At 40.9% G+C, this 13,784-nt stretch carries 13 protein-coding genes; 3 read left to right on the forward strand and 10 right to left on the reverse strand.

Going from position 1 to position 13,784, the window contains the following annotated elements; all coding sequences use genetic code 11:
- Window positions 1-167: 167 nt before the first annotated feature.
- Window positions 168-524 carry a hypothetical protein gene (locus JZO70_RS03975; RefSeq protein ID WP_207672251.1) on the reverse strand — a complete coding sequence of 119 codons (357 nt, stop codon included), beginning with the start codon at window positions 522-524 and terminating at the stop codon, window positions 168-170.
- Window positions 525-615: 91 nt separating this feature from the next.
- On the reverse strand, window positions 616-999 hold the full coding sequence (locus JZO70_RS03980; RefSeq protein WP_207672252.1) for a CvfD/Ygs/GSP13 family RNA-binding post-transcriptional regulator: 384 nt from the start codon (window positions 997-999) through the stop codon (window positions 616-618).
- Between the two features lie 78 nt (window positions 1,000-1,077).
- Here JZO70_RS03980 and JZO70_RS03985 point away from each other — a divergent pair, with 78 nt between their 5' ends.
- Window positions 1,078-2,244 carry a MalY/PatB family protein gene (locus JZO70_RS03985; protein WP_207672253.1) on the forward strand — a complete coding sequence of 389 codons (1,167 nt, stop codon included), beginning with the start codon at window positions 1,078-1,080 and terminating at the stop codon, window positions 2,242-2,244.
- 26 nt (window positions 2,245-2,270) lie between these two features.
- On the opposite strand, the gene JZO70_RS03990 is transcribed toward JZO70_RS03985, so the two are convergent.
- Complete coding sequence (locus JZO70_RS03990) at window positions 2,271-2,858, reverse strand: peptidylprolyl isomerase (protein WP_207672254.1); 588 nt, start codon at window positions 2,856-2,858, stop codon at window positions 2,271-2,273.
- 240 nt (window positions 2,859-3,098) lie between these two features.
- On the opposite strand from JZO70_RS03990, the gene JZO70_RS03995 reads away from it, so the two are divergent.
- Both JZO70_RS03995 and JZO70_RS04000 read left to right on the forward strand, forming a co-directional pair.
- Window positions 3,099-4,088: an NAD(P)/FAD-dependent oxidoreductase gene (locus JZO70_RS03995; protein ID WP_207672255.1), complete on the forward strand. Its 990-nt coding sequence runs from the start codon at window positions 3,099-3,101 to the stop codon at window positions 4,086-4,088.
- Window positions 4,089-4,100: 12 nt separating this feature from the next.
- Window positions 4,101-4,610: a phosphatidylglycerophosphatase A family protein gene (locus tag JZO70_RS04000; RefSeq protein WP_207672256.1), complete on the forward strand. Its 510-nt coding sequence runs from the start codon at window positions 4,101-4,103 to the stop codon at window positions 4,608-4,610.
- A gap of 147 nt (window positions 4,611-4,757) precedes the next feature.
- On the opposite strand, the gene nifJ is transcribed toward JZO70_RS04000, so the two are convergent.
- The 7 genes from nifJ to rsxE all read right to left on the reverse strand — a co-directional run bounded on the left by nifJ (window position 4,758) and on the right by rsxE (window position 13,772).
- Window positions 4,758-8,291 carry a pyruvate:ferredoxin (flavodoxin) oxidoreductase gene (gene nifJ, locus JZO70_RS04005; RefSeq protein WP_207672257.1) on the reverse strand — a complete coding sequence of 1,178 codons (3,534 nt, stop codon included), beginning with the start codon at window positions 8,289-8,291 and terminating at the stop codon, window positions 4,758-4,760.
- Between the two features lie 15 nt (window positions 8,292-8,306).
- Window positions 8,307-9,725 carry an NADPH-dependent glutamate synthase gene (gene gltA / locus JZO70_RS04010; RefSeq protein ID WP_207672258.1) on the reverse strand — a complete coding sequence of 473 codons (1,419 nt, stop codon included), beginning with the start codon at window positions 9,723-9,725 and terminating at the stop codon, window positions 8,307-8,309.
- Complete coding sequence (locus JZO70_RS04015; protein WP_207672259.1) at window positions 9,718-10,554, reverse strand: sulfide/dihydroorotate dehydrogenase-like FAD/NAD-binding protein; 837 nt, start codon at window positions 10,552-10,554, stop codon at window positions 9,718-9,720. Before JZO70_RS04015 ends, gltA begins: the two co-directional genes overlap by 8 nt.
- A gap of 28 nt (window positions 10,555-10,582) precedes the next feature.
- Window positions 10,583-11,026 carry a flavodoxin gene (locus tag JZO70_RS04020; protein ID WP_207672260.1) on the reverse strand — a complete coding sequence of 148 codons (444 nt, stop codon included), beginning with the start codon at window positions 11,024-11,026 and terminating at the stop codon, window positions 10,583-10,585.
- A 652-nt stretch (window positions 11,027-11,678) separates the two neighbouring features.
- Entirely contained in the window at window positions 11,679-12,491 is an 813-nt protein-coding gene (locus JZO70_RS04025; protein WP_207672261.1) for an RnfABCDGE type electron transport complex subunit B, read from the reverse strand.
- A gap of 13 nt (window positions 12,492-12,504) precedes the next feature.
- Window positions 12,505-13,095 carry an electron transport complex protein RnfA gene (locus tag JZO70_RS04030; protein WP_207672262.1) on the reverse strand — a complete coding sequence of 197 codons (591 nt, stop codon included), beginning with the start codon at window positions 13,093-13,095 and terminating at the stop codon, window positions 12,505-12,507.
- A complete protein-coding gene (rsxE, locus tag JZO70_RS04035; protein WP_207672263.1) occupies window positions 13,095-13,772 on the reverse strand; it encodes an electron transport complex subunit RsxE in 678 nt (225 codons plus the stop codon). The genes JZO70_RS04030 and rsxE overlap by 1 nt, the downstream gene beginning before the upstream one ends.
- Window positions 13,773-13,784 lie beyond the last annotated feature (12 nt).

Below are 13,784 nucleotides of genomic sequence, written 5' to 3' on the forward strand. Positions count from 1 at the left end.
TAACTTTTTTGAAGTTTTTTCAAGAAAGTTTCGACGTTCTTTTTTCGATATGAATTGGCAACTCCAATAATTTATCATTCTTTAGACTCTACGTCAACTACTTATTTCAATTTTTTCAAAAAAAACAGCAGACAATATTGTCTGCTGTGTATGTACTATGTACATTGTTAAAAAAGTGGTACACCTTCGATTTCAAAAGTACCTAAAATTTCGCGTACGCTGTCCGGGGTCTCCCAAACAAAGCCTTCCGGAAGTTCAGTCATCTTTTCTTCGTTCATTTCAAAAACATATAAAGGCAGACTTATTCCATTTGACTGAGTGTTCGTTAATTCAACTAAACTAATTTCATTAATGTTGATTTGTACTACACTCTTCAAAAAATTCAGAAAGCTTGCTAGAACAGTATTTTCTTTTCTAATCTCTGTACGAGCGAATTCATTTGCGTTGCCTTCTTGACGAACCAAGAAACGTTTCGTTCCATCCGTTAAATTCAACATTACTGTCCCAGATACTTCTTTTGTCAAACTGCTTCACTCCTATGGTAGCTACTTAGTCTTAACTGAATTCTATCATATCATATTTTCAGAAACAAAGATATCAACTCGTGAAAACAATTCATTTATTTTCACTCCTTACATTGCTTAAATAATGTAATGTTTCCTCGATCCAATTTGGCATCTGTGCTTGGATGGAACGAAAACCAATATTCTTATTTCGATTCGTAAAATATCGTTTCCGCTGATACGCAGGTACTGGTGAATATTCGGCTAAAGTTCGTAAAGATAAACTAATTTTTTTAGTATATTCATCGATATCGATGATCTGCACTCGCACCTTTTGACCAATCTCTAAGAATTGATGGATGTTTTTTGTATAGCCCGCTTGAATTTCTGAAACGTGGATCAATCCCTGTGTATGGCTGTCTAAAGAAACAAATGCCCCATACGGTTGAATCCCAGTAATTTCTCCTTTAATAATTTGTCCAATTTTATATCCCATTTAGTTCCCTCTTTCCGCAAGTTTTATTATACTGTATTTACAACAAAAAAAGAAGTTTACAAAATTAGGAGGAAAAGAATGGTTAATTTTGATGAACAATTGGATCGAAAAGGAACGAACAGTGTTAAATGGGATGAGATTTGCCTTAAGTACCAAGAAGAAGATTTGCTGCCATTATGGGTAGCAGACATGGATTTTAAAGCACCCTCAGGCGTAATCAATGCGTATCAAGAGATGATCTCTCATGGTATTTTCGGTTATAGCGCGACACCCGATTCACTTTATGAAGCTATCATCGCATGGGAACAAGACCATCATCAACTAGGTGTAACAAAAGATAATATTCTCTTTTTTAGTGGAGTATTAGCTGGAATCGCAACAGCCGTACAAGCTTTCACCGAACCAAGTGATGCCGTTTTGATTCACGATCCGGTCTATCCTCCATTTGCTGGCATACTTACTGAGAACAAGCGCAAGATCGTCCGCAGCAGACTGCTTGAAAAAGATGGTCGATTTATCATGGACTTTGCTGACATGGAAGAAAAAATTAAGCAGAACCATGTAAAAATGGTGATTTTATGCAACCCGCATAACCCTGGAGGACGAGTATGGACAGAAGAAGAATTAAACCAATTTGGCGAATTGTGCCGTAAATATGGCATATTGGTTCTAAGTGACGAGATTCATCAAGATTTGGTCTTCTCACCTAATAAAATGACTAGCTTCTTTAATGCAGGAGAAAATTTTGCTGACTTTACCGTTCAATTTACTTCTATGACTAAAACCTTTAATCTAGCTGGAATTAAAAATTCAGTTGCTTTCGCGAAAAATCCAAAGCTGCACCAGCTGCTAGAGCGCAAACAAGCTGAAAATTTCCAACAAGAGATTAATACCTTTGGTTTAGTAGGGATGGAGGCAGCTTACCGAACTGGTGAAGAATGGTTAAATGAACTATTAGTGTATTTACAAAAAAATATTGAAACAACTTTTACTTTTTTCGAAGAGCATTTACCTAAAGCAAAAATTATGAAACCTGAAGGAACTTACCTTTTATGGATCGATTTTTCAGCCTATGGGTTAACGGATGAAGAGTTGGAGAATCGTTTAGTTCACGAAGGAAAAGTAGTATTAAACACTGGAATCAGCTACGGTCCTGGCGGCCAGCAGCATATGCGCTTAAATGTGGCCTGTTCGAATGCCACCTTACTAGAAGGATTAAACCGAATTGCACGTGTATTAAATTAAAAAAATCGGCTCGAGGGCCGATTTTTTTATTCGCTTACTTCAATTGTTTCAATTACGACGTCATTAGCTGGACGATCTTGAGGTCCACGTTTTACCCCACCAATAGCATCTACTACGTCCATTCCTTCTGCTACATGTCCAAAAACAGTGTGGCGGAAGTCTAACCAAGGAGTTCCCCCTTGTTTATAGGTCTCAACGATTTCACCAGGGAATCCAGCTTCTTCTAATTGAGTCATCATGTTCGCAGGAACATTTTGATTGTTTACAATAAAGAATTGACTACCATTAGTATTTGGTCCAGCGTTAGCCATTGATAAAGCCCCTCGCAAATTGTAAACATTACGAGAAAATTCGTCTTCAAATTTTTCACCATAGATACTTTCGCCGCCCATACCAGTACCTGTTGGGTCGCCGCCTTGAATCATGAAATCTGGAATAACACGGTGGAAAATTACGCCATCATAATAGCCCTTTTTCGCTAATTCAACGAAGTTTTTTACAGTCTTAGGTGCTTCTTCAGGGAATAATTGAACAACGATATCACCCATATTGGTTTTAATTGTTGCCTTTGGTCCTTTTTGTTCAGCTAGATTTAATTGTGGAAATTGAGTCACAGGTGTAGCCTCCTTTAATTTTGTCTCGTTCTATCATAACAAACTTTGCACTTTTTTCCACGTAAATTTAATTGGTTATTCTTCTTTTTTATTCACTAACGGATTTTTTCTGATTACAGATATTTTCACCTTAGAGGGTATTTCACATTTAAAATGTGTTCGTTTATCCATCGTACGCTCTCATTTTGGAAGGTTCACGGAAACTTTGATACAATTAATAGCAAAGAGAGGAAGAATACAATGGATATTTTTGATATAACGATCGTTGGGGGAGGTCCTGTTGGGATGTTTGCAGCCTTTTACGCGGGGATTCGCCAACGAAAAACAAAATTGATTGACAGTTTGCCCCAGTTAGGCGGACAACTGACAACCCTTTACCCTGAAAAATATATATACGACATTCCTGGATTTCCCGAAGTTAAAGCTGCTGATTTGATCGGTAATTTGGAAAAACAATTGCGGACATTCACTCATACCTACTGCTTAGAAGAAGAAGTACTCGACCTGAAGCAGCACGAAGGCTATTTGGAACTGGTCACCAATAAAGGAACCCACTACACAAAAGCTGTCATCCTAGCCATCGGAAGCGGCTCTTTTCAACCAAGACGTTTGCAAGTGAAAGATAGCGACGTGTTTGAAAACAGAGGAATCGATTACTATATCAGTGACCTGATGAAATATGCAGGTAAGAAGGTGGCGATTGCTGGCGGCGGCGACTCAGCAATTGATTGGGCCTTAATGCTAGAACCCATTGCTGAAAAGGTAGCGATTATTCATCGTCGCAGTCAATTTCGTGGACATGAACATAGTGTCGAGAAATTAAAAACTTCGACTGCTGATATTCTGACTCCTTATATTTTGACTGGTGTGTCCGGCGATCATAAACTAAATACTGTGACTTTACAAAAAGCAAAATCAGATGAGACAATGGAATTAGACGTGGATCATTTAATTGTAAACTATGGCTTCACTTCTTCTTTGGACCATCTGAAAAGCTGGGGATTAGAGTGTACCCGCCAGGCAGTAATAGTTGACTCAGATATGAGCACTTCTATTCCTGGTGTTTATGCTTGCGGAGACATTACAACGTATCATGGAAAAGTCAAACTAATCGCTACAGGGGCTGGGGAAGCGCCGACTGCAGTTAATAACGCCTTACACTATATTGACCCAGAAGCTCGGAGACAGCCTGGCCACAGTACCAGCCTATTTCCGAAAAATCTAGGATAACGGAGGAATACTATGGTTTTTAAGACACCTGATTTAGAAGAAACTGCACGTGCCCTTTTGATTGAACGAGGGGTAACGATTAAAGACATTGGAGAACTGGTCTTTTTTCTGCAAAAGGATTACATTGATAAATTAACACTGGATATGTGCATCCACAGTGTCGATCGAGTATTGACAAAACGTGAAGTTCACAACGCGATTATCACCGGGATTCAATTGGACAAATTAGCAGAGAAAAAAATGCTGGATTCTCCATTGCAAGAGATTCTTGAGGAAGATGAAGGGTTATATGGAATTGATGAAATCATGGCGTTGTCGATTGTTAACGTCTATGGCTCAATTGGCTTTACTAACTACGGGTACATCGATAAAGTAAAACCTGGTATCTTGGAAAAATTGAATTCCCACGATGGCAAATCAGTGCACACCTTTTTAGACGATTTAGTGGGCGCAATTGCTGCCTCGGCTGCCAGTCGTTTGGCTCATGAAGATCCAGAAGCTCTAGATGATTTGATCAATTAATCTTAACTAAAAGGACTAGCACCTTCAATTGAATTGAATGCTAGCCCTTTTTTTGCATGTACTTAATCTATTTAATACAGAAAATCCCCGATATAAGATATTAGAAATGCAATATCTTATACCGAGGAAGATTGTAAACAAAGCAGATTATTTTTTCGTCTTCATTAACTCACTATAATTTTCCATTCGTTTTTCGGCATCTTCTACCGTTTGATTCAGCATTTCTTCAACTTCTGCATCGTCTTTCTTGATATTATGCAGCGCAGAGAAACGAGTCTGGCCTTCTAAGAATTCGTTCATCTTGCTGAAGTCGGCTTTCTTGAAGTCGATGCGCAGTGAATCTTTGCCTTTATCTGCTTGGCGCGGATCGAAACGATACAACTGCCAATAACCAGATTCCACAGCTTCTTTGGATTCTTCGATCGACTTGCTCATACCACCGCGAATACCGTGGTTGATACAAGGCGTGTAGCCGATAATGATTGAAGGTCCTGGATAGCTTTCAGCTTCTTGAATAGCTTTCAACGTTTGGTTTGCATTTGCTTCAATTGAAACTTGAGCAACGTAAACGTCCCGATAGGTCATCGCAATCATACCCAAATCCTTTTTCTTAGTCTTCTTACCGCCGGCTGCAAATTTTGCAATTGCTGCCGTTGGTGTCGCTTTAGACATTTGTCCACCAGTATTGGCGTAGACTTCGTTATCCATAACAAAGATATTTACATCTTCACCAGAAGCTAAGATATGGTCGATTCCGCTGAACCCGATATCGTAAGCCCAACCATCACCACCGATAATCCACTGGCTAGGTTTTGCAAACATATCTTTGTCTGCTAAGATCGATTGCAATGCTGGATCTGTTTCTTCAGAAAGAACTGCCACAAGTTTCGCAGCACGTTGCTGAGTTCCCTCACCTTCTTGCATATGATCCAACCAATCCTGCATCAACGCTTTTGTATCCTCAGAACCTAAACCTTGTTCTAAAGCTGAGCGCATCTTATTAGCAACACGATTCCGTTTAGTCTCGTTGGCAACATGCATGCCCAAACCATACTCCGCGTTATCCTCAAACAGCGAGTTACTCCAGGCTGGCCCACGACCGTCTGCATTGACAGTGTAAGGCGTTGCCGGAGATGAACCACCCCAGATTGATGAACACCCTGTTGTATTGGCAATCATCATGCGGTCACCGTATAATTGGGTCAACAACTTGATATAAGGTGTTTCGCCGCAACCAGCACAAGCGCCAGAGAATTCCAGCAACGGCTGTTCAAATTGCGAGCCTTTGACTGAGAATTTCTTCACTGGGTTTTCTTTTTGACTCAAGGTCATGGCAAAGGCCCAATTAATTGCTTGTTCTTTTTGATCTTCATAAGACTTCATAACCAGAGCTTTTTCTTTAGCTGGACAAATTTCTACGCAAAGTCCACAGCCAGTACAGTCTTCCAAAGAGACTTGAATTCGGTACTTGAAGCCGTCTTTCCCACGCATATCACGAGTGATGAAGCCTTCTGGTGCTTGTTCCATTTCTTCTTCGTCGGATAAGAACGGCCGAATAGCTGCATGCGGACAAATGAACGCACACTCATTACACATGGTACAAGCTTCTGGAATCCATTCAGGAACTTCTAACGCAATCCCGCGTTTTTCATAAGCTGTCGTTCCAGATGGCATAACCCCGCCTAGCATACCATTTTCAATTAAGTCATTTACAGAAAGCTGGTTACCTTCCTGACGGTTAATTGGTTCTAAAATGTTACGAACATAATCTGGTTTGCTTAGATCTGGTTCTGCTAATGGACGAACTTCTAGATCAGCCCATTCAGCTGGAATCTCGATTTTTTTCAATTCTGCAAAGGTTTCGTCAATCGCTTGATAGTTGCGTTCTACTACAACTTTTGATTTTTTCCCATAGGCAGCTTCAACCTCACCTTTTAGTAACGGCAAGAAGGTTTCGCGATCCATGATATCGGTCAATTCAAAGAACGATGTAGACATGACCATATTAATCCGGCGACCTAATCCAACTTTTTGTGCGATGTCCATCGCATTGATAATGTAAAATTTGATGTTATGCTCTGCCAAATACCGTTTGATCCGATTTGGCAAGGCTTGTTTTACCTTAGCTTCATCCCAAACAGTATTAAGCAGGAATGTACCGCCATCTTTCAAGCCCCGCAACAAATCGTATTGATGGATATAAGCATTATTATGACAGCCGATAAAGTCTGCTGCTTCTACGTTATAAGTTGATAAAATTGGGTCCTTCCCAAAACGAAGATGGGAATTTGTTACCCCACCAGATTTTTTCGAATCATAAGAAAAGTACGCTTGCGCATAATAGTCCGTATTATTTCCGATAATCTTAATGGCTTGTTTATTGGCACCAACCGTTCCATCTGAACCCAGTCCCCAGAATTTTGCTTGGAAAGTAGTTTCAGGAGTTAAGTCTAAAACTTCACCCTGTGGTAAAGACAGATTGGTTACATCATCGTTGATTCCGATGGTGAAGCGTTGCTTCATGTCTTCAACTGGTAATAATAAATGATCATAAACAGCTACGATTTGATCTGGTGTTACGTCTTTTGATGCAATTCCGTAGCGTCCACCAATAACAATCGGACGATTAGAATGGCGATAAAGCACGCTTTGTACATCCAATAGCAAAGGCTCACCATCTGAACCAGGTTCTTTGGTCCGGTCTAAGACAGCAACTTTTTCAACTGTAGCAGGTAATTTTTCCAACAGGTTTTCTGCTGGGAACGGACGATACAAATGCATATCAATAAAGCCGACTTTACGGCCTTGTGCATTCAAATAATCTACCGTTTGCTGGATTGCTGGTGAAGCTGAACCCATTGCTACAATGACCTCTGTTGCTTCAGGATCGCCATAATAATTGGTTAAGTCATAATTTGTTCCACGCAGATCATTGACTTTCTGCATATATTTCTGCACAATCGCCGGCATTTCATCATAATAGCGATTGACTGTTTCACGTTGTTGGAAATGAATATCTGGGTTTTGTGCTGTTCCTGAAACATTCGGGTGATTCGGATTCATTCCTAATGCCCGAAACTCAGCCAATGCTTTCCAGTTCACCATGTCTTTCAGATCTTCATAGTCAATTGCTTCGATTTTTTGAAGTTCATGACTGGTTCTAAAACCATCAAAGAAGTTCATGAAAGGTAGTTTGCCTTCAATACTTGCCAAATGTGCAACGGCCGACAGATCCATTACTTCTTGGACGCTGCCTTCAGCTAACATACAAAAGCCAGTTTGTCGTGCTGCCATTACGTCACTATGATCACCAAAGATACTTAGCGCATTTGTAGAAACGGCGCGAGCCGCTACGTGAAAGACCGTTGGCAACAATTCACCTGCAATTTTGAACATGTTTGGAATCATTAAAAGCAATCCTTGAGAAGCCGTGTAAGTCGTTGTTAAGACTCCAGTCTTCAAAGAACCATGGACCGTACCTGCCGCCCCTGCTTCTGATTGCATTTCAACTACTTTGACTGTTTCGCCAAAGATGTTTTTACGGCCTTGTTCAGCCCACTCATCAACAACTTCTGCCATTGTTGAGCTTGGTGTGATTGGATAGATACCTGCAACTTCAGTAAATGCATAAGATATGTGCGCAGCTGCTGTATTACCATCCATCGTTTTCATTGTTTTCATCAATTTGCCCTCCGATTAGACCGGTTGCTCTTGCAACTTTTTATTTTGAACATAGTTATCAATTTCGTTTGCTGCAATTTTACCAGCACCCATTGCCAAAATAACGGTCGCTGCACCGGTCACAATGTCTCCTCCAGCGTAAACTCCTGGAATAGAGGTGGCACATGTTTCTTCGCTTGCATCAATATAGCCCCATTTATTCAAAGCAAGCTCTGGGAAAGTATCAAGCAAGACTTTATTTGCACCTTGACCAATTGCTTCGATCGCGGTATCCGCTTCGATAATAAATTCGCTGCCTGGAATCGCAACTGGTCGCCTCCGGCCAGAATCATCTGGTTCGCCAAGCTCCATTTGGATACATTTCACTGCCACTAAGCGGCCTTCTTCATCACCGACATATTCGATAGGGTTAGTTAACCAATGGTAGTTAATACCTTCCTCTACAGAGTGATGGTACTCTTCTTCCCTTGCAGGCAGTTCCGCTAACGAACGTCGGTAAACGATGGAAACATTCTCAGCGCCTAAACGCTTAGCTGAACGTGCAGCATCCATTGCTACATTCCCGCCGCCGATTACCACTACATTTTTCGATTCTTGTACAGGTGTATCGTATTTAGGGAATTGATAGCCATGCATTAAATTGATACGTGTTAAGTACTCACTAGAAGAGTAGACACCTTTTAGAGAAGTTCCTTTAATCCCTTGGAAATTCGGTGCACCTGCTCCTACTGACAAGTAGCAAGCATCAAATTCTTCTAAAATCTCATCCATTGTAATAGTTTTTCCTACTACTACATTGGTTTCGATTGTTACGCCTTGCGCTTTGATCCGTTCGATTTCATTGTTTACTACCTTTTTAGGCAGACGGAATTCTGGAATGCCGTATGTCAGTACGCCGCCAGGTGCATGCAAAGCTTCATAGACGATTACTTCATAGCCCAATTTCGCCAAGTCGCCGGCTGCGGTCAATCCAGATGGCCCAGAACCAATGATGGCAACTTTGCCTTTATCGCCAACAACTTCTTTATACTCGATCGGTTGATCCAATGCCCAATCTGCCACTAAACGTTCAAGTTTACCGATGGCAACAGGCTCAAATTTCTTCGAACGGCCCAAACGACAAACCATTTCGCATTGTTTCTCCTGAGGACATACCCGTCCACAGATGGCTGGCAGATTCGTATAGCGACCCAGTACTTCATAAGCTCGCGGCATATCGCCTTCTTCAATTGCTTTAATGAATCCAGGAATGTCGATCATAACTGGACAATTTTCTATACAAGGTGCATTTTTACACTGCAAGCAGCGGCTCGCTTCTAACTGGCCTTCTTCAAGTGAGTAGCCTAAAGCAACCTCTTCGAAATTATGACAACGAACCTCAGGTGCTTGCTCTTTCATTGGCGTCTTCGTATAACTTCTTTTCACTTTAGCCATTCTGACTCACCTGCTTTTCATAAATTTCATTGGCCTGCATTTCCTCAGGACGATACTGCTGCATCCGACTGATAAATTCATCCCAGTCGACTTCTTCACCTAGAAACTCTGGTCCATCAACACAAGCGAACTTAATGCTGTCTGCAACTGTTACACGACAGCCGCCGCACATACCTGTGCCATCAATCATAATCGGATTCAAGGAAACATAAATCGGTACGTCATGCTTTTGCGCTGTAATCGTACAGAATTTCATCATGATACTTGGGCCAATCGCCCATGCCGTGTGGATGTCTTCTCTTGCAAAAACTTCCTCCATCGCTTGGGTAACTAGTCCTTTTTGGCCGATTGATCCATCATCTGTCATTAAGATCAGTTCATCAGAAAACTCTTGGCACTCATCTCTTAAAATCAATAGATCTTTAGTTTTTGCTCCAAGAATAGTAATTACTCGATTGCCTGCTTCTTTTAAACCTTTGACTATTGGAAACAAGGCTGCAATACCAACCCCGCCGCCAACCAGCATAACCGTCCCAAAATTTTCAATCTCTGTCGGTTTTCCTAGAGGTCCAACAACATCTGCTAAAGACTCGCCTTCCATTACCTTAGACAGCTGGGCGGTTGATTTGCCAATCACTTGGAAAATCAAGCGAACTAAACCAGCTTCTGGATCCACATCAACCACCGTCAACGGAATCCGCTCACCAAATTCGTCAATTCGCAAAATGACGAATTGACCAGGTTTTGCTTTGTTGGCGATTCTTGGAGCCTCGACCAAAATCTCAAATTCGATTGGTGCCAATTCTTTTCGTTTCACTACTTTAAACAAGTTATCACCTCAACCTTTTCCCTGAAGTCTATGCCTCAGCTAAAGCCTTAACGAGTGCTTTCAATACTTCTTCGTCTTCATCGTCTGCTTCGTTTTCGATCATTACAGTTTCTCCAACTTTTTTCGCGCCAGTTTTAGCAAAGGCTTCGTCAAAATCAATGGCAGCTTGACAGAAATAATCTGGATACAACTCACTATCCCCACTTCCAACAACCGCGTATACTTTTCCAGATAGATCTTGATCAGGTAATTCTTCATATAAATCTTCTAAGTCAAAAGGTCGTTCGCCATCTCCATCTGTATAAGTAGCTAATACACAAATATCTGCATCATCGTAAAAATCCGCATCTGCATCGTCTGCTTCAACGCGTTCTACATCTATTCCAGCTGCTTTTAAAGCATCCTCCAAAATTTCTGAGATACCCTCCGTGTTGCCTGTGTTACTTGCATAAACGATTTTTGCTAATGCCATGTTAGTCATCCTTCCTTTTTGTATGATTTTATATCAATAAGATTTACTGATATTGACAATTGATAAAAGCGCTTTATAGATCCTTTGCGCTAATACTCTTAAAACTAACTTTCGCTAGTGATCCTTAAAATCAGCCACGATTGCTGCCGATAATTGTAAAGAAAACATTCGAAAATGAGAATCACTGGACTAGCAGCTAGTTATTCGTATCAAGATAATTATAACAAAAAAAAGGCGCGATTGCGGGAAAACAGACAATTAACAATGAGAACCGTTCTCAAATGTTTATCTCTGTTTTAACACCTTTTTCTAATATTGATAAATGCTGATATTATCGGAAATATTGTGCCTAGTGTACTCCATGAACTTAAGGTTAATTTCCTAAACAATATCACATCAAAGACGTCTGTTATATATCAGAAGAGCTCATCAGTGCTTTTGTTATATAACAACAGCTGATTTCTCTCCTTTATTGTCATTAGTACAATTCTATTTCCGAAACTCCAAAGAGACATAAATGAAACACGCCCATAGTATCCCCGCTTCTATCTCCAGTAAAAAAGCTCTGCTTTTAGTCACAAAAAATCCTGCTTCTCATATGATAGCAGGATTATCTTATATTTTTAGTTAAATCAAAATGCTGTTGAAAAAATTAGCTGCTCACCGTTTCCTTTACCGGCAGCTCTACGATACAATTTTGCGGACAAACTTCAACACATTCACCACAATTGATACATAGATCCGGATCGATTACTGCGACATTATTTTCCATAGTAATCGCTTTTTGCGGACAGGTTTTCACACAGCGGTTACAAGAAATACAACCTACGTCGCAGATTTTGCGGACGCCGCCACCCTTGTCTTGATTCGAACAAGCAACGATTGACGTATTTTCAGCTGGTAATATTTTGATTAAACTTTTCGGACAAGCAGTGATGCATTTTAAGCAGCCGACACATTTGTCGGGATCTATTTTAGCAACTCCGTCAACGACATGGATGGCATCATAGGCACAAACTGTCTTACAGTCTCCATAACCCATGCACCCGAAACGACAAGCTTGCGGACCACCAAAAATTTGATTAGCGCCATAACAAGTGTCCGTTCCTAAATAATCCATTTTTTTATTGGTAAATTCACATGTACCATTGCAGCGGACAAATGCTGCTACCTTTTGAACTTCGCCAACTTCTACACCTAATATTTCTGATAAAGCTTGACGTGTGACCGCACCCCCTGGAGTACAGTTGGTTACTTCCGCTTTGCCTTCTGCCATGGCTTTTGCGTAACCGTCACAGCCAGAAAATCCGCAGGCTCCGCAATTAATTCCAGGCAGTGCTTCTCTCAGCGCCTCTTCTTTTTCATCTACCGGTTTATGAAAAATAATTGTCGCTAACGAAAGAATGACGCCAGCAACCAGACCCATTCCACTGACGATGCCAATGGGTATCATGATTTCCATCATATATTTACACCTCCTATTGGAATAAGCCTTCTGCCAAACCGGCAAAGCCTAGAAACGATAATGCTACAATCGCCGCAGCAATTAGGGTGATTGGCAAGCCCTTAAGCGAATCAGGAATATCATTGCCTTCTAAGCGGCCTCGCACACCTGCAAAGATCACCATTGCTAATAAAAATCCAACACCTGCAGCAAATGAATTAACTATGGATTGCACATATGAATAGCTTTTTGAAAAATTCAGAATGGTTACACCTAACACGGCACAATTAGTCGTAATCAATGGCAGATAAATACCTAACGCATTGTATAAAGGAGTCATGTAGCGTTTCATCACGACCTCAACCAATTGAACCAATGCAGCGATAGTCAAGATAAAAACAATTGTCTGCAAATAATCCAATCCTAATGGAACTAATAGAGCACTATAGAGCGGATAGGTCACTAAGGTAGCCAACACCATAACGAAAGTAACCGCCAGCGACATCCCTACTGCTGTATCCAATTTTTTCGATACACCTAGAAAAGGACAAATTCCTAAAAACTGTGACAATACAAAGTTATCGGTGAGAATACCTGCAACTAAAATAGTAACAAAAGCTTGCATTAGTTATCACCTGCCTTATCTTCACAAACAGTCGTACAGGCTTCAGCTATTGGACAAGCAGAACAATCCACATCTTTTGTAGTACGGTCGCCAAGTTTGTTCGCAACCATTACTAAAATGCCAAAAACGAAAAATCCACCAGGTGGCAGCAGCATAATCGTCATCGGTGGGACAAATCCAGCAGTAATCGGAAAGCCTAGGAAAGTACCGCTGCCGATCAACTCACGAATTCCGCCCATACACAAAAGAGCCATAGTAAAACCAACTCCCATGCCCAGACCATCTAAAGCAGAATGAACTACCGGATGATTTTTAGCATAGGCCTCTGCCCGGCCGAGAATAATACAATTCACAACGATTAAAGGCAAATAAATTCCTAAAGTCGCATCTAATGCAGGAGCCAACGCTTTAACCACCAATTGTACTACGGTTACAAAACCAGCAATAATTGTGATAAAAGCTGGAATCCTGACACGATCAGGGATAACTTTACGTAAAAGGGAGATCACGACATTCGATCCTAACAATACGACAGTCGCAGCAACCCCCATCCCTAATCCATCCATAGCAGATGTTGTCACGGCCAAAGTCGGACAGGTTCCTAACATTAAACGAAGTACTGGATTTTCGGTAATTAAGCCTTTCGTAAAAATAGCGGATGCTTTTTCTTTTTCCATTGAATCTCCCCC

This window comes from Candidatus Enterococcus moelleringii, assembly GCF_017377575.1.
Lineage (GTDB): Bacteria > Bacillota > Bacilli > Lactobacillales > Enterococcaceae > Enterococcus_A > Enterococcus_A moelleringii.